The following is a 25725-nucleotide window of genomic DNA, read 5'->3' on the forward strand; positions in this document are numbered from 1 at the left end:
CATTGGTATGATTTCCTTAAGTTAATAAAATCGTGGTTGAGTTTAGGAGTCCACACTTAAATCTTGCGTTTAGCAAGTTTTTAAGTGTGGACTTTTTCTATCTTAAAACCCATACCACATTTTATCAACTATAAATGAGGAGGGGGAACAAAATGACAGCATTTTTAGGGGAACTTGTCGGGACAATGATTTTAATCATTTTTGGTGCTGGTGTTGTTGGCGGCGTTGTCATGAAAAAATCCAAGGCAGAAGGGGCAGGATGGATTGTTATAACAGTTGGTTGGGGACTGGCTGTTACGATGGGCGTTTATGCAGTAGGCAATATAAGTGGGGCCCATTTAAATCCAGCGGTGACTGTTGGTCTTGCAACGATTGGGGCGTTTCCGTGGGCGGAAGTGCCGATGTATATATTTGCACAAATGATGGGCGCGATGATTGGAGCCATTATAGTGTACTTTCATTATTTACCACATTGGGGAGAAACGGAAGATCAGGATGCCAAGTTGGCCGTATTTGCAACGATTCCTGCAATTCGACATCCGCTATCAAACTTAACGAGTGAAATTATTGGAACATTTATTTTAATTCTAGGACTACTTACGATTGGTGCAAATGAGTTTACAGAAGGGTTGAATCCACTCATTGTTGGTGCGTTAATTGTTGCCATTGGTATGTCTCTTGGAGGAACGACAGGATATGCAATCAACCCTGCACGCGACTTAGGGCCTCGAATTGCACACTTCATCTTACCGATACCTGGTAAAGGAAAATCAAATTGGAACTACGCATGGATACCTGTTGTTGGACCTATTCTAGGCGGCGTGTTCGGCGCATTATTTTATAAAAAGCTCTTTGAAGGTTCTAATCATATTGCATTTTGGATTGTAGGTGCGATTGTGTTAGCCGTATTGCTAAGTGCGCAATATTCAATTCGTAAAGAACAATCAAAAATGACTGAACGTGTTACGGCTGAAAGGGTTTAAGTTATAATAGATAGTAAATGAAATGGGGATGAATTAAAATGACTGAAAAATATATTTTAGCGATAGACCAAGGAACAACTAGTTCGCGAGCAATTTTATTTGATAAAGAAGGAAAGATTTATCATACGGCACAGCAAGAGTTTCCTCAGTATTTCCCAAAACCTGGCTGGGTAGAACATAACGCACATGAGATTTGGAGCTCGGTATTAGCGGTGCTTGCACGTGTACTATCTGAAAAAAATATTACGGTTAATCAAATAAAAGGCATTGGGATTACAAATCAAAGAGAGACAACTGTCGTTTGGGATAAAGCTACAGGAAATCCCATTTACAACGCAATTGTATGGCAATCACGTCAAACAGCGGAAATTTGTGATGAATTGAGAGAAAGCGGTTACAATGAGTTGTTTCGTGACAAGACTGGTTTACTATTGGATGCTTACTTTTCAGGGACAAAAGTAAAATGGATATTAGATAACGTTGAAGGTGCAAGAGAAAAGGCTGAACGTGGAGAGCTTTTATTCGGCACAATTGATACGTGGTTAATTTGGAAGTTGTCAGGCGGAAAAATACATGTCACGGATTATTCTAATGCATCAAGAACACTTATGTACAATATTTTTGAATTAAAATGGGACGAAGAGTTACTCGAGATTTTAGGTGTCCCGGCATCCATGCTTCCGGAAGTAAAATCCTCATCAGAAATTTATGGATACACAGATGATGTTCACTTCTTTGGAGAGGCTACGCCAATTGCAGGAATCGCAGGGGATCAGCAAGCAGCTTTATTCGGTCAAGCTTGTTTCGAGAGTGGCATGGTGAAGAACACGTATGGAACAGGTTGTTTTATGTTAATGAATACTGGCGAAAAAGCTGTGAAATCAGATAATGGACTCCTGACAACAATTGCTTGGGGGATTGATGGGAAAGTTGAATATGCGCTTGAAGGGAGTATTTTTGTCGCGGGGTCTTCTATCCAGTGGTTGCGTGACGGTCTTAGAATGTTCCGCGATTCTGCCGAAAGTGAAAAGTACGCTGAAAAAGTAGCATCTACTGAAGGCGTATACGTTGTTCCTGCTTTTGTTGGACTTGGTGCACCTCATTGGGATAGCGAAGTGAGGGGAGCGGTATTCGGACTAACGCGCGGAACGGAAAAAGAACATTTTATTCGTGCAACGCTTGAGTCACTTGCTTATCAAACGAAAGATGTATTAGATGCAATGGAAGCAGACTCGGAAATTTCATTGAAAACGTTACGTGTTGATGGGGGGGCGGTTGCGAATAATTTCTTAATGCAATTTCAGGCAGATATATTAAATGTCCCTGCCGAGCGTCCGCTCATAAATGAAACAACAGCACTTGGCGCTGCATACTTAGCGGGACTAGCAGTTGGTTTTTGGAAGGATAAGAATGAAATTGCAAAGCATTGGCATCTCGATCATAGATTTACACCTGAGATGGAGCAAGAACAACGTGAAAAGCTCTACGAAGGTTGGCAAAAAGCAGTGAGCGCTGCAATTGCTTTTAAATAATCGGGAAGCAAAGTCCTCATGCCGGTAAGTGCATTGAGGACTTTTGTGCGCTTAGTTTTGTTGATTTAGCATTATTTTAAGTTGATTTATCAAAAGACTAGGATAAATACCTAGTCTTTTTTTGTATAGTGTGCCCGGCATGGATAATCGCTAGGCGGTGAAAGTCCGCTACAGGCTTGGCAGTAGGAACTGTTAGCAGAAGGCAAGGGTGTCCATCGAGAGGTGGAATCTGAAGGAAGCCGTATGCAAATTCTTGAACTGACGAACAGAAACTATATACAAGGCTGAATTGGGATGGATAAGTCTGCTATTCAAGATGAAGTCCGATACTGCCCGAATCCCATACAGTAAATATAGCAGTTACATGAGAAGAAAGTGATTATTCTTACCCGGGGAGGTCTTACGGGGGTTATTCAATTAACAATCGGATTAGTGATAGTTCGATGAACCGTGAGAAGTCAGCAGAAGCCATAATAGTTCCCACTGCGGGAATGAAGGGCTGAACAATCTTAAATCTTGAGAAAACAAGGAGGTGTAGACATCACCGCCAAAGCACAGAAAACACCGCGGTAATGACCAAAAGGTGGCTACCTATGGAGAGATAAGTTGGAAACGAAAGGGTACATAGGAGTGTGTAGGGATGTCGCATAGATATGAAAGAACAAGATGGTATCAACTTAATCGAACAGGTTATCACAGATGATAATCTTTGGAGAGCCTATGAGAAAGTCAGAAAGAATAAAGGGGCGCCAGGAGTAGATGGGGTTACGGTCTACCAACTAAAGGGACATATGGAAAGGTTTTTCCTACCTTTAAAACAGAAGTTAAAGGATGGAACCTACCAACCACAACCCGTAAAACGGGTTGCGATTCCCAAAGCTGATGGGTCGAAAAGACACTTAGGTATTCCTTGTGTCTTAGATAGGGTCGTGCAGCAAGCAATTTTACAAGTCATAGAGCCAATTATTGACCCATACTTCTCAGAAAATAGCTACGGGTTTCGAAAGGGTAGAAGTGCCCACCAAGCCATAAGAAAAGCTGAAGAATACTATCGAGAAGGCTACAGAGTAGTTGTAGACTGTGATTTGAAAAGCTACTTTGACACCATCCATCATCAAAGAATCCGTGGCTATCTGGAATACTTCATCTCAGATAAAATTGTACTTCGTCTTATCTGGAAATTCTTGCGCTCAGGCATTCTTGACAAAGATATTTACATCGAGACGACGAAAGGTGCACCGCAAGGTGGACCGTTATCGCCAATTTTAGCAAATGTTTATCTTAACTTGTTAGACAGGGAGCTTGAGAAAAGAGGACACCGTTTTATCCGGTATGCGGATGACTTTGTCATTTATGTTAAAAGTAGACGTGCAGGTGAACGGGTCATGGCAGGGATCACAGACTTCTTAGAAAAAGACCTTCAACTGACAATCAACCAAAGTAAGAGCCAAATATGTGGTGCGACAAAAGCAACATTCCTTGGTTTCAACATACAAAATCTCATGGGAAAGTAGGTTGCCGACCAAGTAGGTCGGCGAAACAAAGATTTAAAGGAAAGCTGAGGAAGCTAACAAGTCGGAAACGACCTGGAACTTTCTTAGAAATCATCACGAAGATAAACCAAACAACAACCGGTTGGATTAACTATTATGGGATTGCGAATATGAAATCCTTTATTGAAACAACTCAACAATGGTTAAATCATAGATTAAGACAATTGATATGGAAAAGGTGGAAGAAAATTAGGACAAGGTATACGATGCTTCGTAAATATGACATTGACCATGAAGATGCGAAGAAACTAGCTAATACCCGAAAAGGTTACTGGCGTATATCCAGAAATGCGATTATCCATCGTGCCATAACAAAAGAAAGACTCACGAAGTGGGGATTAAAAGATATGTCCCAACTTTATGAGTCTAGATACTTAAAAGGTTGAACCGCCGTATACGGAACCGTACGTACGGTGGTGTGAGAGGTCGGCTAATCAATTAATGGTTAGCCTCCTACTCGATTTAAACATAACATAATGTTAATAATACTTTACACCATGTTAAGTTTACTGTACATTTACATTAGGAGGTGGCAAGTTTGTTAAGAAATCGTTTAAAAGAATTGAGAGCACGTCATAATTTCACGCAAATTGAATTGGCAAAGATTGTTGGGGTTACTCGGCAGACAATTGGATTTATTGAAAAAGGGGAATTTTCACCGTCAGTTACATTAGCTTTAAAACTTGCCCGTGCTTTGGAATGCGATATCAATGAATTATTTTGGTTGGAAGGGGAGGAAGGAAATGAAAAATGATATGCGTGTCACATTGCCGCTTTGGCAAATGGCGGCTATTGCCTTATTAATGGTTATTACGATTACGATGGGTTTAGCGACAAAAGTGACGAACTTTACAAATGATCGTTTAGAATTTGAAATAACATTTGGAAGTTATCTTGGGGGGATTTTCGCATGTGCAATGGTTGCATTCCTAATTTTCTTTGTCTTGTTCTTAATCAACATTCAAAAACATAACAAAAGGTTTCCCGACAAGAAAATAAATACTTTTACGTTTAAACCTCAGGAATATATTGAAGACGATGAGTGGTTCGATGAAATGACGAAACGTGCAACGAAGAAAGTTTATTCATATTATTCATGGACGTTGCCATTGCTTGTAGGATTTTCCTTGGGTGGATTTTTAGGTAGAACTGTCATTTTGGTTGGGATTTTGCTAATCGCGATGGGACAATATTGGATTTATTACTCAACGATGAGAAAAATGTTAAAGAGTGCGGAGGAAGATGAATGATTGAATATTTATTAGTTTTTTTAGGAGCTGCGATTCCCTGGTTAGAAATTGCCCTTGTGATTCCTTTGGGAATCATTAGTGGGCTTTCACCATTTTGGGTAATGGTCACCGCGTTTACCGGTAATTTACTGACAGTATTGCTCGTGATTATTGGTTTTCAAAGAGTAAAAGAGTGGGTTGAAAGCAGAAGAAAGAACAGTAAAAAAGAGCCGTCCAAAAGAACAGAACGAGGCAAACGAATTTGGAATAAATACGGAATGCCAGGCGTAGCCCTCCTCGGTCCGTTTGTAATTGGAACACATATTTCCGCATTTATCGGATTGTTATTCGGAGCAAATAAAGCAAATGTAACATTTTGGATGGTTGTCAGCATCGCACTTTGGACACTTGTTTTTGGTATTCTTACAGCAATGGGCTTTGATTTTTTTGTTGTCAGGAACGCCAGTGCAAATTAATGGAGGATCCGAGTATCGCTAAAGAAAACCGCTTTATTAGCAGAAGGTTCTAGAATCATAAAAGCCGCCCAATTCATTTAGGCGGCTTTTCGTATGATGGGGGCCCCTTTTTACAAGGAATTCATTTGAACCGTTTTTAGCTCGCTGCAAATACTTGGGCTAATTCATCAGCCATTTTTGCTTTTTCTTGCTCGCCTGCATGGTTCCAAAGTTTTTCGAAAAACACGCCTAGTCCTGGTAGTAAGTGTTCCTCTCCACGTTGAATTGCATCTTCGACGACATTACGAACTTGTTCTGCTGAGTTATTAGTCATATTCGTAGTAATGGCATCTCGTATTTGAAAATTCATCTTATCATCCTCCTAATATCATTTTGGACAGATTTATCGCCAACTATACCGACTTTTGGTACACTTAAAAGAAAAAGGCGGTACGCTTTACATGAAACGAATCGAATCAATTCAAAATGCACTCGTGAAACATTGGAAAAAACTTGTTCAGACTCGAAAAGAACGTGATAAATCAAAGGAGTTTATCGTAGAAGGTTTTCATCTAGTGGAAGAGGCATTGAAAACTGAAAATGCTGTATTGACATTAATGAAGCGAGAAGATGTCGAACTCCCGGAAAACTGGAATATAGAAAATGTTGTTGTGAATGAAATAACAAGAGCAGTTGCAAAGGAAATTTCGGAAACGGAGCAATCTCAAGGCGTTTATGCGCATTGTCGTCAACCGGAATATACAGAAGCCTCTTATAGAAATTGGAAAAAGCTTCTGTTTATCGATGCAGTGCAAGATCCAGGAAATGTAGGCACAATGATTCGAACAGCCGACGCTGCCGGAATGTCCGCTGTGATTATAGGAAAAGGCTCAGCGGATCCATTTAATCCGAAGACAGTTCGTTCTGCACAAGGTTCTCATTTCAATATTCCAGTAGTGAGAGGAGATTTAACGGAATGGATTCAAAAAGCAAAAGAAAATGACATTAAAGTCATTGGCACAAGCTTGGAAGAGTCTGTTTTATATAAAGAGGTACAACCGAGTGGAAAATTTGCACTGATTGTTGGAAACGAGGGCAGTGGGATGAGTCCAGAACTCCTCGCACAAACAGATACAAATGTCAGAATTCCAATTCACGGAAAAGCAGAATCTTTAAACGTTGCTGTCGCGACGGGCATTCTTCTATATGCATATTCGGAAGAATAAGTGGGCAGAATGTTGAAGGACAAAGAATTATCGGGTATACTAACTGTATATTGTTTATAAAAGCAATGATTGGGAAAAGTTGATGATAGAAAAGTCGTCAGGAAGTTTGCACCTTGACTGAAAGTGCAAATCGATTTTGTTTATTAATGTTCACCCCATGAGCTGCCGCCAGGACTAGAAAGAATTCTATAAAGGCGCGCCGGCACCGGACCGTTATGCCGATATTTGAGTGATTACACGATGACAAAAGTACAATTTGTGTACTTAATTGTATGACTAATAAATTGTCGTCAATGTGTAATAATCAGGGTGGTACCGCGAAGAAAATATCCTCGTCCCTTTTATAGGGACGTTTTTTTGTGCTTAATTTAGAAGAGGCTTTTCTGAAATTGATCCAATTAACCACTCGCTAAGATTCTAAAATTCGAAAGGAGAATAAGAAATGGAAGAACGATTAAATGAATTGAAAGAAGAAGTACTTGCTAAAATTCAAGAGGCTAGTAACACAAAAGCTTTAAATGATGTCCGTGTTGCTTATTTAGGGCGAAAAGGTCCGATTACTGACTTATTAAAGGGAATGGGGAAATTACCACCTGAAGAACGTCCAAAAATGGGCGCACTTGTGAATGTCATCCGTGAATCAGTAACAGAAGTTTTAGAAGCACGCATGGCTAAGCTCGAAGAAGAAGCAATTAATGCACAGCTAGAAAAAGAGTCGATTGACGTGACACTTCCAGGGCGTCCTATAAAAACAGGAAATCATCACCCGCTTACACGTGTTGTAGAAGAAATTGAAGATTTCTTTTTAAGCATGGGGTATGAAATTGCAGAGGGACCAGAAGTTGAAAAGGATTATTATAACTTCGAAGCACTTAATTTACCGAAAGGGCATCCAGCTCGCGATATGCAAGACTCTTTCTATATTTCTGAAGAGATTCTCTTACGTACACATACATCACCTGTTCAAGCGCGCACGATGGAAGTGAAAAAAGGAGAACCTATTAAAGTCATCTGTCCAGGAAAAGTTTATCGCCGGGATAGTGATGATGCGACGCACTCTCATCAATTTACGCAAATTGAAGGACTCGTTGTTGGTGAAAACATTCGCATGAGTGATTTGAAAGGAACACTTTCTTTATTTGCAAAAGAAATGTTTGGCAACGACCGTGAGATTCGTCTACGTCCAAGTTTCTTCCCGTTCACAGAACCGTCTGTTGAAATGGATATTTCCTGCTTTAAATGTGGTGGAGATGGATGTAATGTTTGTAAGAAGACAGGCTGGATTGAAATCTTAGGTGCTGGTATGGTTCATCCGAATGTTTTAGAAATGGCTGGCTATGATTCTTCAGTTATGACTGGCTTTGCATTTGGGATGGGACCTGAACGAATTGCGATGTTGAAATATGGTGTAGAAGACATTCGTCATTTCTACACGAATGACGTAAGGTTTATTTCACAATTTCACCGGACAGAAGCATAAGGAGGAAGTTAAATGTTAGTTTCAACAAAATGGCTAAAAGAGTATGTCAATATAGATGAAATTCCAGTTGAAGAACTGGCAGAAATAATTACGCGCTCAGGAATTGAAGTAGACGGACTAATTGACCGTTCACAAGGCATGACAAATGTGGTTGTGGGGCATGTCTTAGAATGTTCAAAACATCCTGAAGCAGATAAATTAAGCATTTGTCAAGTGGATGTAGGAGAAGAAACTACACAAATTATTTGTGGAGCGCCAAACGTTACAGCAGGACAAAAAGTGATCGTAGCTCGTCCAGGTGCTGTCTTACCAGGTGATTTTAAGATTAAAAAAGCAAAACTTCGCGGAGAAGAATCGAATGGAATGATTTGTTCACTTCAAGAACTAGCAATTGAAGGTAAACTTGTGCCCAAAGAGTATGCGGAAGGAATTTACGTGCTACCTGAAGATGCAGTCGTTGGTTCAAATGCGTTAGAATTATTAGATCTAAATGATACAGTGCTTGAATTTGATTTGACGCCGAATCGTTCTGATGCTTTGAGTATGCTAGGTGTTGCATATGAAGTGGCAGCAATTTTATCACAAGAAGTGAAGCTTCCGGAAATTAATTACGAAACGTCTTCAGAAAAAGCTGAGGAGCTTTTAAAGCTACGTATTGATGCAAAAGAAGAAAATCCGATGTATGTTGCAAAGGTCATTAAGAATGTCAAGATTGCTGAATCACCATTATGGCTTCAAAATCGTCTTATTGCGTCAGGCATCCGTCCACATAATAACGTAGTCGATGTCACGAACTATATTTTATTGGAATATGGCCAACCTCTTCACGCATTCGACTATGACCGTTTAGAGACGGGGGAAATCGTCGTACGTCTTGCGAATGAAGGAGAAAAAATTACGACGCTTGACGAAACAGAACGTACGTTAAAATCACATCAACTTGTGATTACAAACGGTCAAGAACCTGTTGCAATTGCTGGTGTAATGGGTGGCGCAAATTCAGAAGTACATGACGGAACGACAACGGTAGTTATTGAATCTGCTTACTTCCAACCGGCGACTGTCCGTCGTACTTCGAAAGAACACGGTTTACACAGTGATGCAAGTACACGATTTGAAAAGGGCGTTGACCCAGAACGTGTAGAAGCGGCGGCAGAACGTGCTGCACAACTGATTGCTGAATTAGCTGGTGGAGACGTACTAGAAGGTTCAGTAGTGATTGATGAACTGGATAAAACACCAGTTCAAATTACGATATCACCTGACTATATTAACAATCGACTTGGGATGAAAATTTCTCTTGAAGAGATGATGTCAATTTTAAATCGTTTGAAATTTGGTGTAGAAGCCATCAACGGAAAACTTGTGATTGATGCACCGACGCGCAGACAAGATATCCGCATTAAAGAAGACATTATCGAAGAAATTGCAAGAATGTATGGCTATGATCATATTCCAATGACATTGCCAGTAACTGAATCAACGCCGGGTGGACTGACACCTTACCAAGAAAAACGCAGAACAGTCAAAGCATTCCTAGAAGGTGCTGGTCTTTATGAATCCCTGACGTATTCATTGACATCTGAAAAGTCAGCGCATAAATACGCACTGGAAACAGCGCCGACAACTAAACTGTTAATGCCAATTAGTGAAGAACGTAGTGTCTTACGACAAAGTATTATTCCACATTTATTAGAAGTCGCAACATACAATGTCGCACGCCGAAATGATTCTGTAGCGCTATATGAAATTAGTTCAGTATTCCTTGATGAAGAAGAAGACGGATTGCCGAAAGAAGTTGCGCATGTCGCTGCGGTTATGACTGGAAAATGGGTAGACCATGCTTGGCAAGCTGAAACGAAAAAAGTTGATTTCTTCGTGCTAAAAGGAATTGTCGAAGGCATGATGGAAAAGCTTGGGTTAACGGAAGGGCTCTCATTCGAAACTGCAGTGCTTGATGGTATGCATCCTGGACGTACGGCGAATATTTACTTAAATAACAAACGCATCGGTTTCCTTGGTCAATTACATCCTACTGTACAAAACGACCGTGACTTAAAAGATACGTATGTTATGGAAATGAATTTTGATAAGATTTTATCGTTGGATGTGGGTGAACTTCTATATACGCCAGTTCCGCGTTTCCCATCTATTACGAGAGATATTGCATTAGTCGTTTCAAGTGAAACATCAGCAAGTACACTTGAAAGAGTGATTCAACGTGCAGGTGGTAAATTGCTGAAAAACGTGAAGCTGTTTGATTTGTATGAAGGGGATAATGTTGAGAGTGGTAAGAAATCTATTGCATTCTCTTTAACTTATCAAGATCCAGAAAGAACGTTAACTGATGAAGAGGTAGTCAAGGCACATGACAAAGTACTCGCAGCCCTCACATCAGAAGCGGGCGCTTTATTAAGAGGATAATCAAGATAACTAAAACGAACCGTCCCATATGACAAGGGGCGGTTCGTTTTTTGTAAGTGTCAGTCACCCATCCAAACATTCATGTTAGTTGAAATAAACATGGATTTTTAAACATTCGCGTTTGTTTGGGTGACTGGTACTTTTATCACATGTCATTTCTTTAAAACCAAAACTAGTAACGCTGGAATACAGAACGCCATAAATGCAATGAAAACACTTGCGAATTTATTCTTCTCTTGCCAAGTCGAGTGTGCAAGGTCAAAAGTAAAATACATGATATATAAGGAAATACCGATAAGAAGAAACTTCAATTCAATCAGTCCTTTCCTTTGTCTTTAATCACTTCAGGCTTTATTTGAGGGCCTAGACTTTCGATAATTACATCAAATTCTACGTGTACGATTGCATTTGCATATTTTTCTACCCAATTATATTTGTAATATTCATCAATCGTCCAAAATTGTTGACGTGCGTTTAAATACCACGAAAAAGGTTCACTACGAAATTCTTCTTGTGTTTTTTTGATAAGGTCCATCGCGCTTTTTTCTAAATCCTCTTTAATGGCCTGTTTTAGCTTTTGTTGGTTCCTTAAGTTTGTTGTGTAATTTGCTAAACTATTATTTGAAAAAACTTGTACTTTCACTGGAACAGTAACATTTACTTTAGGCAAGTCAGTTTTAAGATCGAGTTTCACTTTTGTCTTCCCGTTCATCATAATTTGGACAGAGATTCGATAGTCGTCATTAATGGGGTCAGGGAATGATTGGGTGATAAAGTGAGAAAGTGATTTTGTTCTTAGAAATAGGGCCATTCGCGTTTCTTCGCCTGTTAATACGCCGACCATTTTCCCGTTTTTGAAAACTGCCGCCCCTATCATTTGCACAGGGTCTCCAGACTTTTGGGGAATTTGTCCTGCAATATAGTCGTCCTCATTCCACTTTAGTTTTTCATTTTTATCAGCTGTTGCGTAGTTCGCCAGGAATAATTCGCCAGACATTCGCTGAAAATAACGATTTAAATCAGAAATAGGGACCAATCCCGTGTTTATCCATCTTTGCTCCATATAAAAGTAATATTTATGTGGACGTGTTTCAAGCTCGGGTTTATTCGCTTGAATAAATTCTTGTGCTTTTTCTTTACTTACAATTAGAGAGTTTTCTAACCTCATTTGTGGGTCAAACATCGCGGAAGCAATCGTATGATGAAACAGTTCATTTTTTGCTAACTTTTCTCCTACAATAATCGTTTTTAAATGGTCGAAGTTTAATTCTCTAGTGATCACACTATTTGCTAACTCTTTTGCTGACAATAAATCAGATGTTGTAAAGGTTACAATATCACTAGCCGGTTCGTTTGGTGCTTCTCCTGCGGATGATGAACCAACTTGCGGGTTGGCAATTTGAAAGGTGACGTCAATCAAGCGTTCGTCATCTTCATTTATATCAAGCCCAATCACAACTACATATGCATACTGTTCAAGTTCGAGTTTATCCCCACAACTTGAAAGAAGGAGAACAGAAAATAGACTAAGCAGTAGCGTTATTCGTTTCTTTATTTTGCTCTCCTCCTCTCCATTTACTTAAAGTCCATAGCAAGAAAGGGAGCCCTATAGTTATCCACGAACCAATTTTAAACAAGATACCTCGAAAAGGAGTTAAGGTATATGTGTTTTCTGGTAATAAACTGCTAAGGGCTAGAAGGCCGACTAAAGGTACGAGTAGCTTTTCGAATTTTTTAAACTGGATCGCGCCACCTAAAAAAAATGCTAATAAATATAAGTAAATCGCAAATTTAAAAAGCGATGCAAAGATCCAAAAATAGAAAAATGCTCCTTCTACGTGTGTGAGACTTGGTCCAAACTCGGCGATTCTCGTTAGTTCTTGATGTGGATAGGCCATGCGTTTTGTGGAAGGATAGTCAAACACCATCATATAAGTCGCAAGAAACACCATCAACTTGACGATTGTGACTCCCAAACCAAGAAGGGAAGATAGTTGAAAGTTTCTGTAAGTCCGGACATAAGGGAAGAAAGCTGCAAGTAGAATAAATTCCCCAAGTATAAAACTGTGATTAAAACTTTCCTTTAGTAGTGTCCCTAGGCCAGGTCCTGCTAATGGAAATAACCTCAACCAATTAATGTCTTTCCAAACGACGACAAGTAAAGTAAGTAGCGTGATTTGGAATACTGGTAAAATCAGCCAAGAAACATTGGCGATTGCTTTTAGTCCACGTTTGGCAATAAAGAAACTGGTGAATAACAAAGCAAAGGTTAACAAGACAATCGATGTTTTTTGGTAAAAAAGTGTATTTGTAATTGATACATAACTTTTACTTCTAATGGTGATTGCTAAAAACAATAGAAAAAATAGGATGAAACAAATGAATGAGCCAAAAATTCTCCCCGAAAGATGAAAAATAAGGTCGACTAACCCTCTTTGGTATTTTTTAATTAACGATAATAATAATAAAAAGGGAATACCGACTATGATTAACTGAAAAAAAGGCATGAGCCACGTGGCATTTCCCCCCTGTTGAAAAAGGTAGGCAGGTGTTGAATCTGTGACTTTCATACCGATAGTCAGCAAAATCATGGAGAAATATTCCCGTGTTCCTATTTTTTCATCTTTAATTTTCATCATTGTTTCCATCGCCTTTCGGTTTTGGTGCCCTTACCTTTTGTTTAGGTGACATGGACTGCGGCCTGATCCACTGTTTCCAAATAGGCGGCCGCATCACTAAATCTTTAGAGGATGGGTAATGTGGCGAGAGTGGTGCGAAAAAGGGTACGCCAAACGACTTCATTGAAACGAGATATGCCGTTAGAAAAGCAGCGACAACCGCAATACCGATAAAACCAAATAAAGAAGCAACAAATAAAAAAACGAAGCGTAACATCCTAATGGCAATGTTCAAGCTTACGTCAGGAATCGTAAAAGAAGATAGCCCGGTAAGTGCTACAATAACGACCAGTATAGGGCTGACGAGATTCGCTTCTACAGCGGCTTGTCCAAGAATAAGTGCACCCACGATTCCGATTGTTGGACCAAGTGTACTTGGGACACGTACGCCTGCTTCACGTAAAATTTCAAATGATACTTCCATGATTATGATTTCAACGATAACGGGAAAAGGGATTCTTTCCCTCGTTGCTGCAATTGCAAGCATTAAATCAGTCGGAATCATTCCGGTATGAAAAGTTGTCACCGCAATATAAAGCGCAGGCAATAGTAGGGCTATAAAAAGAGCAGCTATACGTATGATGCGAAGAAAGTTTCCATATGGCATACGTAAATATTGGTCTTCCACGGTATGGAAAAATGACCAAAACGTGGTCGGTGCAATAAGTGCAGTCGGAGAATTCTCCATAATTAAGACAATATGTCCTTCCAATATAAAAGATGCAGCACGGTCTGGCCGTTCAGTCATTAATGTCGATGGGATAAGAGAATAAGACCTTTCTTCGATATACTGCTCAACTTGAGATAGAGTCAAAATTGAATCTGTTTCAATTTTTTTTAATCTTTTTTTTATATCTTCTATAATATGACTATCCGCAATGTTTTTTAAATACATGATGGAAATTTGTTGTTCGGATTGTTTACCAATCGTTACTGTATCGCATAAGAAGTCAGGATTTCGAATTTGTTTGCGTAAGAGGGAACGATTTATCGCTGCTGATTCGTTAAATGCAGCTTTGGGTCCGATAATCGTCGTTTCAGTTGATGGTTCCGAAACAGAACGATTTTCAAATTTGACGGTCCCGACTGAAATTGCACAAGCTTCATTGTCTACAAGGATAACCGTGTTGCCATTAACTAAGCTTTGCTGTACTTCATTAACTGTTGAAATGAGTTTCGCATCTGCAGTTGGTAGAATTGTTGTCATTAGCAAAGATACAAAGTCGATATTCGGAAGTGGACCATCCGATTTTGTAAATAAAGGTTCTAAAATGGTTGTATCAATAAGGTGAATATCAACGGTACCCTCAATATAGAGTACGGTAATATTTTGATTATACAAAGGAAGAAAAAGATGCCGAATTTTTAAGGCATTGTTTGTCGGGTAAGAAAAGACTGTTTTTAATTCATTAAGATTGGATAATAAATCATTTGATAATGAATTTCCATTCGATTTAGTTGGTTTTTCTTCACTTGAATTTTGTTTGTTTTCAGAGTTAGACATGGGTAAACCTCCAGGAAAATTGCTCAAATAAAGTATGTCCTACTATAAGTGATACAATACGTCCGGTGGCTCTCTTAGTTAGATAAGAGGATAATTAGTTTGATGAAAACGTGTTGAAAGTTTGGTCTTGAAAACTAGGTTATCCAAAAATTACTCCTAAACGAAATATAGTTAATTAATTCTTATCGATAATTTGAACGGTAATCCTTGAGAAGATGTCCGGTATATCCGATAATAGGATATTATTATGTTGAAACAGGAGAAGTGTATATATGTTAAATCGAGAAATAGATCATATAAAATCCCAACAAATTAAAAGAAATGAAAATCAAGGCCGATTATTGGTCAGTTGTCCAGACAAGCCAGGGATTGTTTCTGTATTGTCGACGTTTTTGCATCAGCAAGGGGCGAATATTATTGAATCAAGTCAGTACACAAGTGATCCACAGAATGGTACCTTTTTCATTCGTATCGAATTTCACTGCGAGGATTTAGTGGCAAAATCAGCACGTCTTGAAAAAGACTTTGAAGAGATAGCTAAGATTCATTCAATGGACTTCCGGCTTGCCTATGGGAGTGAACGAAAACGTTCGGCGATTTATGTTTCTAAAGAAACGCATTGTTTGATGGAGTTATTATGGGAATGGCAAAGTGGGGACTTGGATACGGAAATTGTTGTTGTCATTAGTAACCACGAGGAAGCACGGAATATGGTTGAAGCTTTAGGAATTCCTTTTTATTACATTCCTGCGAATAAAGATATCCGACAACAAGTCGAGGCTGAGCAAATTCAACTTATGGAAAAATATGACGTTGATTTGCTAATTCTTGCAAGATATATGCAAATCTTAACGCCTAATTTTGTTAGTCGTTTTGCAAATCGGATTATTAATATTCACCACTCTTTCTTGCCGGCATTTATCGGTGCAGGGCCATACGAGCGTGCGTATGACAGAGGTGTGAAATTAATTGGGGCGACGTCTCACTATGTAACGAATGATCTTGATGAAGGTCCTATTATTGAGCAGGATGTTGTACGTGTAGACCATCGGGACCATGTGGCTGATTTGAAGAAAATCGGAAGCCAAGTTGAGCGAAGTGTCCTTGTGAAAGCAGTTAAATGGCATCTTGAGGACCGGATTATTGTTCAAGATAATAAAACGATTGTGTTCCACTAACATTTATTGAAAAAGCACGGCTATCTAGAATCTAACTAGACAGCCGTGCCTTTTGGTTCCAAAAGATGCGTGAACTTATCATTTCGTTCTCTATCAATAAGTGTGTTCGTTTATCTTTTTTTACTTGAAACGAGTTTCATCGCTTTTTCCCGATTCGCAAAATGCCATTTCGTCATCGTTTTTAAAGTGGCTTCACCGTGTTTCAATAGTATTTTTGCAGCGACTTGATCAACTTTTGGCCCTGCGCCTTTTGGAAGTTGAAAGCCGGAAAGTTCGCTTAATCTGTCCATCTCTTTTAGAAAGGCGACACGGGCTATAATAGAGGCGGCTGCAACGGAAACATGTAGACCTTCAGCTTTTGTCGAGAGAACAAGATTTTCTCGAATGACTTCAGGTTCATCCTTCAAATAGTTGTAATAAACCCCGCGTTGTGCAAATTGGTCGACTAAAATATAGTCGGGTTTTTCATCTGCCATTTTCCGAAGCACATGTTTGAGTGCCTGGTTATGTAATAGCGCTTTAATCTTTCCTTGAGAGTTGCCTTGTTGTTGAATTTCATTATATTTCGGGTTAGATACCGTTAAGACGCTATGGACAAGTGTCGCTTCCAAGTCAGGTGCGATTTGTCGCATAAGGTCATCGGTTAATTGCTTGGAATCTTTGACGCCTAGCTCACGAACAAGTTCAATTTTGTCTGCTGGCACATAGCAAGCTGCAACTGTGACTGGACCGAAAAAATCTCCTGTACCTGTCTCATCTGATCCTACAACAGATAGCATGCTTAAATTAGCTGGCAATGTATCACCTTTTGGACTTGATTTTTCGGTCGTTTTTTTATTTTCAACATTCCCCCAACGGCTTGCTTCGCGGCTTGCTCCTCCTCCTTGAAATAAAACTTTACCTGAGTTATACACCGTAATGGCGGTATCTGAAGTTTTAGCTGCAAATCTTACGCCGGGGGCATTCCGAACAACTTTCGCGCTTGTATAGGTTGTAATTAATTCAGTGATTTTTTTCTCGTTTAATTTTAATACTTGGTTGGACATTGAAACAACAACTTCCTTTCGTCTACTTTGTTCACAAATGACTCGTTTTCATGGTATGATAGGACACAGAGTTTTACAGGGGGTGTCAAGTCCTTGGCAGATGAACAGAAAACACGTATAGCGGTTGAAATATATGGTCAAACGTATAACATGGTTGGTACAGAAACAAGCAGTTATATGCGTCAAGTCGCGTCTATTGTTGATGATAAAATGAGAGAGATTAGCGAACGTAACCCAAGCCTCGACACTGCTAAAATTGCAGTTCTTGCTGCGGTTAATAGTGTACATGATTATCTTAAATTAAAAGAGCAAGTTGAACAAATGGAAGAAGAATTGAAAAATTTGAAGGGCTGACGGTCTCACATGCTAGATTTACTCATTCTACTCCTCTTGGTAGGCGGATTAATCACCGGTTACAGAAGAGGATTAATTGTACAAGCGATACATATGACAGGTTTTATTATAGCGTTAATTATTGCTTACTTATATTATAAGGACCTTTCGGAAAAATTTGTCCTTTGGATTCCTTATCCAGGCGTCACTGCAGATTCGAAATTATCGTTTACTGTCGGTGAACTTGATTTGGATATAACCTTTTATCGCTTACTCGCTTTTGTATTAATTTTTATTGTGGTGAAATTTGGTTTACAACTAATTGCATCCATGTTCGATTTTTTAAAGTATTTACCAGTATTAGGTTTTGTAGCCCGTTTGTCGGGAGCAGTTTTAGGGTTGGTTGAATTTTACATAGCCATTTTCCTTATTTTATATGTCGCTTATTTATTACCAATCGATTTTATACAAGCAATCATTCAGAAATCCATAATCGCAAGTGCGATGTTTGAACATACGCCACTATTATCCGAAAAAGTGAAAAATTGGTGGTACGTTTATAAGAGTTAACAGCTTCCCCCTTCATAAGGAGGGAAGTTTTTTAAAGAGTAAGTAGGAGGTTTTTCATTGAATAAAAAAACAATTATCCGGACATTTGAAAAGATTGCATTATATATGGAGTTACTTGGGGAAAATCATTTTAAGGTCGCGGCATTTAGAAGAGCAGCAAATGTGCTCGAATTAGACCCGCGTAGCTTAGCAGAAATGGATGATATTTTAAGTTTAAAAGGCATCGGAAAAGGAACAGGCGCTGTGATTACAGATTTAATGGAGAAAGGCGAGTCTGATTTGGTTTTGGAATTAGAAGAAACTGTTCCGAAAGGCCTTATTCCATTACTTAAAATCCCTGGTCTTGGTGGAAAACGTATTGCCAAATTACGTCAAGAACTAGGGGTCGATTCCGTAGAGACATTACGACAAGCTTGTACGGATGGAGCGGTTCAAAAAGTGGCGGGATTTGGTAAAAAGACGGAGGAAAACATTTTAGCCGCTATCGAAGCATTCGAAACGAGAAGTGAAAAATTTCCAATTTGGAAAGTCAAATCAACCGTTTCCTTAATTGATCGTACTTTGGCGAACATATCCGAAGTGACACGTTTTTCCGTAGCAGGCAGTTACCGAAGAACAGAAGAAGAGAGTAGCGACGTCGATTTTATCGTGGTGACTGATGAGCCGGCCGTCGTGCGTGAAGAAATATTGACGCAGTTACCGATTCTTGAAACGATTGCAGCTGGTGATGCGAAGTTATCCGTTACACTGGATGTCGCAGACCCAATTGATGCTGACTTCCGTTTTGTGAGAGATGAACAGTTCGCAACAGCAATCCATCACTTCACAGGTTCAAAAGATCATAATGTTAGGATGCGTCAACTTGCGAAGTCAAAAGGTTGGAAGATTAGTGAGTACGGCGTGGAAGATGATCAAGGTGAAATGCATACATTTGACACTGAAAAGGCATTTTTTAACCATTTTGATTTACCATTTATTCCACCGGCACTTAGACAAGATGGACGTGAACTCGACCGGGTGGATGAAATTGAAACACTCATAGATATAAAAGATATACGTGCGGATTTACACATGCACACAACGTGGTCGGATGGTGGCTATTCGATTCGTGAAATGGTGGAGGGAGCACGTGCAAAAGGGTATTCACATATTGTGATTACAGACCATTCCCAGTTTTTAAGGGTTGCAAATGGCTTAACACCTGCTCGTTTACGTGAACAAATCGCGGAAATCCACGCGTTAAATGAACAATATGATGATATTGAAATATTTTGTGGGACCGAGATGGACATATTGCCTGATGCGACGCTCGATTTTGATTATGAACTACTTCAGGAACTAGACTTTGTAATCGCAGCAATCCATTCAAGCTTTAACCAATCACAAGCTCAAATTATGGAAAGGCTACATGCAGCGATGGAAAATCCATACGTGAATATGATTGCCCATCCAACAGGTCGTATTATCGGACAACGTGAAGGATATCGTGCAGATGTTTCTCAGCTCATTGAATGGGCGAAAAAATATGGGAAAATTTTAGAGTTAAACGCGAATCCACGTCGACTGGATTTGAAAAAAGAGTATTTAATTGAAGCACAAAATGCAGGTGTCCCAATTGCAATTAATACGGATGCCCATGCGATAGACCAATTAGACTTCATGCCAACAGGTGTAAATTACGCGAAAAAAGCATGGTTGAAAAAGGAAAATGTCGTCAATACATGGTCGCTTGAAAAGTTTATAGCTGAAGTTGTGAAAAAATGAAAGGAAGTGTACAGACATTGGAATCCCGTGTCTTACAAACACTTGAATACAATAAAATTATAGAATATGTCGCAGAACATAGTACATTTTCTGCGGGACAGACACTCATTGAACAATTAACACCCGAAAATAATTTTGAAGACGTCGTTCGACTCTTAGAAGAGACAGATGAGGCGCTAGCTATTTTACGTTTGCGTGGCAATGTGCCGATGGGTGGGATGAAAGATATTCGTCCACATGCGAAAAGAGCGCAAATGGACGGGATGTTAAGTAGTGTAGAGCTGATGGAAATTTCTAGTACGATTCGAGCGAGTCGTATTTTACGTCAGTTTATTGAAACGATCATTGAGGATGAAGATGTGACAATCCCTCATTTTATTGCTAAAAAAGAAGCATTCCCGATTTTAACGGATTTAGAAAGAGAAATTAATCATTCGATAGATGAAAACGGACATGTTATGGACGGTGCATCTGAGCAGCTTCGTTCCATTCGCCAAGGCCTTCGTACGCAAGAAAGTCGTGTGCGTGAAAGGTTAGAAAGTTACACGCGTGGGAGAAATGCCGCAAAAATGTTGTCTGATGCAATTGTCACGATTCGAAACGATCGTTATGTGATCCCGGTAAAGGCCGAATATCGTTCTCATTACGGTGGCGTCATACATGATATGTCTTCATCCGGACAAACCTTGTTTATTGAACCAGATGCAGTCGTGCAGGCGAATAATGAAATTCGGAACTTGAAAGTAAAAGAGCAGGAAGAAGTTGAAAGGATTTTAATTGAACTGTCACTTTCAGTTCAAACAGTGGCGCATGACCTATTTGTACTCGTCAATTTATTGGCCGAAGTCGATGCGATTCTTGCAAAGGCTAAGTACGGTACAGCACATAAATATACGAAACCGACTGTTAACGACAAAGGGTATATTCGCCTTTCGCAAGCGACACATCCATTAATTCCAGTAGAAGAAGCAGTTGCAAATGATATTGAGTTCGGAAAAGATGTGACGACGATTGTTATTACAGGTCCGAATACAGGTGGTAAAACGGTCACATTGAAAACCGTTGGGCTTTGTACATTAATGGCGCAAGCGGGGATCCCAATTCCGGCGTTAGATGGTTCAGAACTTGCAGTATTTAACGCAGTTTACGCGGACATTGGTGACGAACAATCCATTGAGCAAAGTTTAAGTACCTTTTCATCTCGAATGGTAAATATTGTTGACATTTTGCAAAAGTACGATGAACATTCCTTATTATTATTTGACGAGCTTGGCTCAGGGACCGATCCGCAAGAGGGGGCCGCACTTGCTATCTCGATTTTGGATGAAGTACACGGAAAAGGTGCACGTGTATTGGCCACGACTCACTATCCGGAGCTTAAAGCTTACGGATATAATCGTCCAGGTATGACAAATGCAAGCGTTGAATTTGATATTGATACGTTAAGCCCTACGTATCGTCTACTAATCGGCGTTCCTGGCCGCAGTAATGCTTTTGAGATTTCTGAACGGTTAGGATTAGATAAACAAATTATTGACCGTGCAAAATCATTTACGGGAACAGATCGCGGCGAAGTTGAATCGATGATAGCATCCCTTGAAGATAGCCGTCTTCGTTCTGAAAAAGATGCGGATGAAACACATGCCATTTTACTTGAGACAGAACGGTTAAAACGTGAATTAGAAGAGGAATGGAATCAGTTTAATCAACAGAAAGAAAAATTAGAAACGAAAGCGAAAGAAAAAGCGAAAACGATTGTGGAAGATGCTAAACGTGAGGCGGAAGCGGTCATTTCAGATTTACGAGCCATGCGGTTAAACGCTGGTGCAAATGTGAAAGAACATGAACTGATTGATGCGCGGAAACGTTTAGATGAAGCGACGCCGGCGGGAAATCAACCTGCTCCTGTTCAAGCAAAAGCCGCACCGAGACCGCTCCAAGTGGGAGATGAAGTGCAAGTCCTTCAATATGGTCAAAAAGGGACGTTGCTTGAGAAAACTTCTTCTGAAGATTGGATTGTACAAATTGGCATTTTAAAAATGAATATAAAAGAATCGGGACTAGAATATGTGAAGCCTAAAAAGGAAAAGCAACCCGTTGTCACAACTTCTGTTCGAAACAGGTCAGGGCATGTGAAGTTAGAACTTGATCTCCGCGGTGAACGTTATGAGGATGCGATTCAACGCACAGAAAAATATATCGACGATGCGCTATTGTCAAACTATCACCAAGTATCCATTATTCACGGAAAAGGAACAGGTGCTTTACGACAAGGCGTACAACAATATTTAAAAAATCATTCTCGTGTTAAAGGGTATCGGTTTGGTGAAGCAAGTGAAGGGGGACACGGCGTTACTGTCGTGGAACTAAAGTAATCTCTATGCGAAAATAATGACTGAGTCAATTTCATAATTACCTAAAACCGCTAAGCCGATACAATATATAGTTGAGAACGGTTTAACTCAACAGGGGCAATTTCATAATTGCCTAAACTATATATTGTATTGGCGCAGCGAAAAGATTGGATTATGAAATTGACTAGACTTGATGAAATGAAACTTAATCGTGTAACGTTCGTAAAAGATTGTTATCACTTGTTTCAAAAGGAGGCAAATTCTTCTTGATAAAATCCGATTTTTGGTCCCATCCATTAGTGGAAACAGCAGGGTATTTTAGCGTAGTTGTCCTATGTTTACTCGTATCGATGGTATTATTTGAACTTGTGACGAAATATCAAAACTGGGAACAAATAAAAAAAGGGAATTTCGCAGTCGCGATGGCGACAGGCGGTAAAATTTTCGGCGTCGCCAATATCTTCCGTTTTTCAATTGAAAGGCATAATACATTGCCTGAGATGATTGGTTGGGGATTATATGGTTTTATATTACTAGTATTTGCATATATCTTATTTGAATTTATGACGCCAAAATTTAATGTAGATAAGGAAATTGAAGCGGATAATCGTTCAGTTGGTTTTATTTCACTAACGATTTCCGTTGGCTTGTCATATGTCATTGGGGCAAGTATTTCATAGGAGAGATAGACAAATGGAAAGACTTTCCAAAATATTGATGGTTTTATGTGTCGTGTTTATCGTTGTAGGCATTTATTGGTTATATAATTTATAAGGAAGTAACACCTTTATCATTTGGAGAGTGAATGATAAAGGTGTTATTTTTACGAGTGGTCATGTATCTTTTTACATATTTAAGAATATTGTGATTGAAAGCGTAATCATTTAGCCTTATAATTAAATGTAGGAATATTCTGGTCATTAGAAAGGTGAAAGGAGCAAAGCTATGATCAATAAACCTTGGTTAAATTTGTATCCACCTGAAATATCCGCAACGGTGAACTATGAGAAAATTCCCATTCACGAGTATTTGACGCGCGCGTATAAGGCGTCACCTGATAAAATTGCGATACATTTTATGGGGAAAAATATTTCGTATCGAGAGTTTTATCAGTCTGCGTTAAAGTTCGCAAACTATCTACGTTCACTTGGTATCGAAAAAGGTGATCGAGTTGCAATTATGTTGCCAAACTGTCCGCAAAATGCGATTGCCTATTTTGGAATATTGTATAGCGGTGCCATCGTTGTGCAAACGAACCCACTTTATACTGAACGCGAATTAAAGTACCAGATGGTGAATTCGGGTGCAAAAGCAATTATCGCACTCGATTTATTGTATCCGCGCGTAACGAGTATTGTGAAGGAAACATCGTTAGAGCACGTAATCATTACTGGTATTAAAGATTATTTGCCATTTCCTAAAAATATTATTTATCCTTTTATTCAAAAAAGGGAACATGGCATTTCAATCAAAGTAGAACATCGCGGAATCAACCATTTGTATACTGAAGTGATGAAAATTGCAAAGGCGGAACCCATTCGGACTGTGTTTGATTTTGAAGAAGATATCGCATTGCTTCAATATACAGGGGGCACGACAGGACCACCAAAAGGCGTAATGTTAACCCATAAAAACTTAGTGTCTAACACTGCGATGTGTGAACAATGGCTTTATAAGTCAAAACGCGGTGAAGGGGTAGTTTTGGGCATGTTACCGTTTTTCCATGTGTATGGGATGACGACTGTATTAATTTTAACGGTCATGATGAATAATAAAATGGTGCTCATGCCTAAGCCTGATATGGACCTTGCATTAAAAATGATTGATAAACAAAAACCGACATTATTTCCAGGCGCTCCAACGATGTATATTGGTCTTTTGAATCATCCTAAAATCGGAAAATATGATTTATCATCTATTTCAGCATGTATTAGTGGGTCCGCAACACTACCGATTGAAGTGAAAGAAAAGTTTGAGAGCGTTACAGGTGGAAAATTAGTCGAAGGATACGGCTTAACTGAAACTTCTCCAGTGACCCATGCGAACTTTGTTTGGGCAGGCGCTGATCATAATGAAAAAGGTTCCATTGGCGTGCCATGGCCTGGTACAGAGGCTTGCATACTCGGACCTGAATCATCTACCCCATTAGCAACTGGAGAAATTGGGGAAATTGCGGTAAAAGGTCCGCAAGTCATGAAGGGGTATTGGCAAATGCCTGAAGAGACAGAAGCAACATTCCGTGACGGCTGGTTGTTAACGGGTGATTTAGGCTATATGGATAATAACGGTCGTTTTTTTATCGTCGACCGTAAAAAAGATATGATTATTGCAAGTGGTTTTAATATTTATCCTCGGGAAGTCGAGGAAGTGCTTTATGAGCATGATGCAATTTTGGAATGCGTCGTCGCTGGTGTCCCGGATACTTATCGTGGGGAGACCGTGAAAGCGTATATCGTGTTAAAAGAAGGCGCTTCAGTTACGGAAGAGGCGTTAGATAAATACTGTAGGGAACAATTAGCTGCATACAAAGTACCTCGTATCTATGAATTCCGTGATGAACTTCCGAAAACAGCAGTCGGTAAAATTTTACGGAGAACATTGATTGAAGAAGAGAAGAAGAAACTGAATCAAGATTTAGTAAATTCATAAAGTGATACTTGACTAAAAACATAATAAAGTTTATTATTAGAATATGAATGAATAGTCATTCATATTCTTTTTTGATGGTGGTGACAGAGAAAAGTGAAACGCGATAAACCGAAATACAAACAAATAATTGATGCAGCCGTAGTCGCGATTGCACAAAATGGCTATCATCAAGCACAAGTTTCAAAGATTGCTAAAGAAGCAGGGGTTGCCGACGGTACAATCTATCTTTATTTTAAAAATAAAGAAGATATTTTAGTGTCGGTATTCAGAGAGAAAATGGCAATATTTACACAAAATTTACGTGTAATCCTGGAAGAAGATATAGATACATCCGAACGATTATTCAAAATGATTGATAATCATTTTCGCGTTCTTCATGAAGATCGTCACCTTGCGATTGTCACTCAATTGGAATTGCGGCAATCCGGGAAGAAATTACGGTTACGAATTAATGAAGTATTAAAAGAATATCTGGACTTGTTGGACGTAATTTTGGAGGACGGAATAGAGCGGAATGACTTGGATAACACGCTAGATATCCGTCTTGCGCGTCAAATGGTTTTCGGAACAATTGATGAAACAATCACTTCATGGGTGATGAATGAGCAAAAGTATGATTTAATAGAATTATCACCAAAAGTACATAAGCTAATCATGAAAGCATTAAAAGCTTAATCGTATTGAGATTCGTATGTGAAAGTGATAAAGCGCTTTCATACGATGAATCGCCAGCAAACACTATTATTTGTTGAAATGGTGATAGAGAT

At 39.3% G+C, this 25725-nt stretch carries 23 protein-coding genes and 1 pseudogene; 19 read left to right on the plus strand and 5 right to left on the minus strand.

Features of this window, described 5'->3' with window-relative positions:
• Positions 1-152 precede the first annotated feature (152 nt).
• The 8 genes and pseudogenes from BI350_RS06800 (at position 153) to BI350_RS06830 (ending at position 5773) form a co-directional block, all read left to right on the plus strand.
• Positions 153-983 (plus strand): MIP/aquaporin family protein, encoded by an 831-nt coding sequence (locus BI350_RS06800; protein ID WP_075527406.1) that lies wholly within the window; start codon positions 153-155, stop codon positions 981-983.
• Positions 984-1021: 38 nt separating this feature from the next.
• Positions 1022-2515, plus strand: a complete 1494-nt coding sequence (gene glpK, locus BI350_RS06805) for a glycerol kinase GlpK (RefSeq protein WP_075527407.1) — start codon at positions 1022-1024, stop codon at positions 2513-2515.
• A gap of 653 nt (positions 2516-3168) precedes the next feature.
• A complete protein-coding gene (ltrA, locus tag BI350_RS06810) occupies positions 3169-4029 on the plus strand; it encodes a group II intron reverse transcriptase/maturase (RefSeq protein WP_075527408.1) in 861 nt (286 codons plus the stop codon).
• Positions 3969-4229: pseudogene (locus tag BI350_RS17170) on the plus strand (group II intron maturase-specific domain-containing protein); the annotation flags it as partial. The gene ltrA and the pseudogene BI350_RS17170, both read left to right, overlap by 61 nt.
• Before the next feature lie 45 nt (positions 4230-4274).
• A complete protein-coding gene (locus BI350_RS17175; protein WP_245698360.1) occupies positions 4275-4454 on the plus strand; it encodes a hypothetical protein in 180 nt (59 codons plus the stop codon).
• A gap of 152 nt (positions 4455-4606) precedes the next feature.
• The gene (locus BI350_RS06820; RefSeq protein ID WP_075527410.1) at positions 4607-4822 is read left to right on the plus strand and encodes a helix-turn-helix transcriptional regulator; all 216 of its coding nucleotides are present in this window, start codon (positions 4607-4609) and stop codon (positions 4820-4822) included.
• Positions 4812-5318, plus strand: coding sequence for a hypothetical protein (locus BI350_RS06825; RefSeq protein WP_075527411.1), 507 nt, complete (start codon positions 4812-4814; stop codon positions 5316-5318). Before BI350_RS06820 ends, BI350_RS06825 begins: the two co-directional genes overlap by 11 nt.
• On the plus strand, positions 5315-5773 hold the full coding sequence (locus tag BI350_RS06830) for a small multi-drug export protein (protein WP_075527412.1): 459 nt from the start codon (positions 5315-5317) through the stop codon (positions 5771-5773). The genes BI350_RS06825 and BI350_RS06830 overlap by 4 nt, the downstream gene beginning before the upstream one ends.
• Positions 5774-5909: 136 nt before the next feature.
• Here the strand turns inward: BI350_RS06830 and sspI are convergent, their stop codons facing one another.
• The gene (sspI, locus tag BI350_RS06835; RefSeq protein ID WP_075527413.1) at positions 5910-6122 is read right to left on the minus strand and encodes a small acid-soluble spore protein SspI; all 213 of its coding nucleotides are present in this window, start codon (positions 6120-6122) and stop codon (positions 5910-5912) included.
• Between the two features lie 91 nt (positions 6123-6213).
• Here sspI and BI350_RS06840 point away from each other — a divergent pair, with 91 nt between their 5' ends.
• The 3 genes from BI350_RS06840 (at position 6214) to pheT (ending at position 10882) form a co-directional block, all read left to right on the plus strand.
• Complete coding sequence (locus BI350_RS06840) at positions 6214-6978, plus strand: TrmH family RNA methyltransferase (RefSeq protein WP_075527414.1); 765 nt, start codon at positions 6214-6216, stop codon at positions 6976-6978.
• Between the two features lie 442 nt (positions 6979-7420).
• On the plus strand, positions 7421-8458 hold the full coding sequence (gene pheS, locus BI350_RS06845; protein ID WP_075527415.1) for a phenylalanine--tRNA ligase subunit alpha: 1038 nt from the start codon (positions 7421-7423) through the stop codon (positions 8456-8458).
• Between the two features lie 12 nt (positions 8459-8470).
• A complete protein-coding gene (gene pheT, locus BI350_RS06850; RefSeq protein ID WP_075527416.1) occupies positions 8471-10882 on the plus strand; it encodes a phenylalanine--tRNA ligase subunit beta in 2412 nt (803 codons plus the stop codon).
• 316 nt (positions 10883-11198) lie between these two features.
• Here pheT and BI350_RS06855 read toward each other — a convergent pair whose 3' ends face one another.
• The 3 genes from BI350_RS06855 to BI350_RS06865 are packed head-to-tail and all read right to left on the minus strand — an operon-like array spanning position 11199 to position 15064.
• Positions 11199-12437 carry a Ger(x)C family spore germination protein gene (locus tag BI350_RS06855; RefSeq protein ID WP_075527417.1) on the minus strand — a complete coding sequence of 413 codons (1239 nt, stop codon included), beginning with the start codon at positions 12435-12437 and terminating at the stop codon, positions 11199-11201.
• Positions 12409-13521, minus strand: coding sequence for a GerAB/ArcD/ProY family transporter (locus BI350_RS06860; RefSeq protein ID WP_075527418.1), 1113 nt, complete (start codon positions 13519-13521; stop codon positions 12409-12411). The genes BI350_RS06855 and BI350_RS06860 overlap by 29 nt, the downstream gene beginning before the upstream one ends.
• Positions 13508-15064, minus strand: a complete 1557-nt coding sequence (locus tag BI350_RS06865; RefSeq protein ID WP_075527419.1) for a spore germination protein — start codon at positions 15062-15064, stop codon at positions 13508-13510. Before BI350_RS06865 ends, BI350_RS06860 begins: the two co-directional genes overlap by 14 nt.
• Before the next feature lie 272 nt (positions 15065-15336).
• Here BI350_RS06865 and purU point away from each other — a divergent pair, with 272 nt between their 5' ends.
• The gene (gene purU, locus BI350_RS06870; RefSeq protein WP_075527420.1) at positions 15337-16242 is read left to right on the plus strand and encodes a formyltetrahydrofolate deformylase; all 906 of its coding nucleotides are present in this window, start codon (positions 15337-15339) and stop codon (positions 16240-16242) included.
• Between the two features lie 110 nt (positions 16243-16352).
• On the opposite strand, the gene rnhC is transcribed toward purU, so the two are convergent.
• Positions 16353-17288, minus strand: coding sequence for a ribonuclease HIII (gene rnhC, locus BI350_RS06875; RefSeq protein ID WP_075527421.1), 936 nt, complete (start codon positions 17286-17288; stop codon positions 16353-16355).
• A gap of 93 nt (positions 17289-17381) precedes the next feature.
• Here rnhC and zapA point away from each other — a divergent pair, with 93 nt between their 5' ends.
• The 7 genes from zapA to BI350_RS06910 all read left to right on the plus strand — a co-directional run bounded on the left by zapA (position 17382) and on the right by BI350_RS06910 (position 25633).
• Entirely contained in the window at positions 17382-17642 is a 261-nt protein-coding gene (gene zapA, locus BI350_RS06880; protein ID WP_075527422.1) for a cell division protein ZapA, read from the plus strand.
• A 9-nt stretch (positions 17643-17651) separates the two neighbouring features.
• A complete protein-coding gene (locus BI350_RS06885) occupies positions 17652-18191 on the plus strand; it encodes a CvpA family protein (RefSeq protein ID WP_075527423.1) in 540 nt (179 codons plus the stop codon).
• Positions 18192-18248: 57 nt separating this feature from the next.
• Positions 18249-19955 (plus strand): DNA polymerase/3'-5' exonuclease PolX, encoded by a 1707-nt coding sequence (polX, locus tag BI350_RS06890; protein WP_075527424.1) that lies wholly within the window; start codon positions 18249-18251, stop codon positions 19953-19955.
• A complete protein-coding gene (locus tag BI350_RS06895; protein WP_075527425.1) occupies positions 19952-22330 on the plus strand; it encodes an endonuclease MutS2 in 2379 nt (792 codons plus the stop codon). Before polX ends, BI350_RS06895 begins: the two co-directional genes overlap by 4 nt.
• Positions 22331-22575: 245 nt before the next feature.
• Positions 22576-22989, plus strand: a complete 414-nt coding sequence (locus tag BI350_RS06900; protein WP_075527426.1) for a DUF350 domain-containing protein — start codon at positions 22576-22578, stop codon at positions 22987-22989.
• A gap of 265 nt (positions 22990-23254) precedes the next feature.
• Positions 23255-24958 carry an AMP-binding protein gene (locus tag BI350_RS06905; protein ID WP_075527427.1) on the plus strand — a complete coding sequence of 568 codons (1704 nt, stop codon included), beginning with the start codon at positions 23255-23257 and terminating at the stop codon, positions 24956-24958.
• A gap of 93 nt (positions 24959-25051) precedes the next feature.
• Complete coding sequence (locus tag BI350_RS06910; protein WP_075527428.1) at positions 25052-25633, plus strand: fatty acid metabolism transcriptional regulator FadR; 582 nt, start codon at positions 25052-25054, stop codon at positions 25631-25633.
• Positions 25634-25725 lie beyond the last annotated feature (92 nt).

It is taken from the genome of Sporosarcina ureilytica, assembly GCF_001753205.1.
Lineage (GTDB): Bacteria > Bacillota > Bacilli > Bacillales_A > Planococcaceae > Sporosarcina > Sporosarcina ureilytica.

Coding starts and splice junctions, on each gene's coding strand:
- BI350_RS06800 (WP_075527406.1), top strand. CDS start 153: ATGACAGCATTTTTAGGGGAACTTGTCGGGACAATGATTTTAATCATT.
- glpK (WP_075527407.1), top strand. CDS start 1,022: ATGACTGAAAAATATATTTTAGCGATAGACCAAGGAACAACTAGTTCG.
- ltrA (WP_075527408.1), top strand. CDS start 3,169: ATGAAAGAACAAGATGGTATCAACTTAATCGAACAGGTTATCACAGAT.
- BI350_RS17175 (WP_245698360.1), top strand. CDS start 4,275: ATGCTTCGTAAATATGACATTGACCATGAAGATGCGAAGAAACTAGCT.
- BI350_RS06825 (WP_075527411.1), top strand. CDS start 4,812: ATGAAAAATGATATGCGTGTCACATTGCCGCTTTGGCAAATGGCGGCT.
- BI350_RS06830 (WP_075527412.1), top strand. CDS start 5,315: ATGATTGAATATTTATTAGTTTTTTTAGGAGCTGCGATTCCCTGGTTA.
- sspI (WP_075527413.1), bottom strand. CDS start 6,122: ATGAATTTTCAAATACGAGATGCCATTACTACGAATATGACTAATAAC.
- BI350_RS06840 (WP_075527414.1), top strand. CDS start 6,214: ATGAAACGAATCGAATCAATTCAAAATGCACTCGTGAAACATTGGAAA.
- pheS (WP_075527415.1), top strand. CDS start 7,421: ATGGAAGAACGATTAAATGAATTGAAAGAAGAAGTACTTGCTAAAATT.
- pheT (WP_075527416.1), top strand. CDS start 8,471: ATGTTAGTTTCAACAAAATGGCTAAAAGAGTATGTCAATATAGATGAA.
- BI350_RS06860 (WP_075527418.1), bottom strand. CDS start 13,521: ATGATGAAAATTAAAGATGAAAAAATAGGAACACGGGAATATTTCTCC.
- BI350_RS06865 (WP_075527419.1), bottom strand. CDS start 15,064: ATGTCTAACTCTGAAAACAAACAAAATTCAAGTGAAGAAAAACCAACT.
- purU (WP_075527420.1), top strand. CDS start 15,337: ATGTTAAATCGAGAAATAGATCATATAAAATCCCAACAAATTAAAAGA.
- rnhC (WP_075527421.1), bottom strand. CDS start 17,288: ATGTCCAACCAAGTATTAAAATTAAACGAGAAAAAAATCACTGAATTA.
- BI350_RS06885 (WP_075527423.1), top strand. CDS start 17,652: ATGCTAGATTTACTCATTCTACTCCTCTTGGTAGGCGGATTAATCACC.
- BI350_RS06895 (WP_075527425.1), top strand. CDS start 19,952: ATGAAAGGAAGTGTACAGACATTGGAATCCCGTGTCTTACAAACACTT.
- BI350_RS06905 (WP_075527427.1), top strand. CDS start 23,255: ATGATCAATAAACCTTGGTTAAATTTGTATCCACCTGAAATATCCGCA.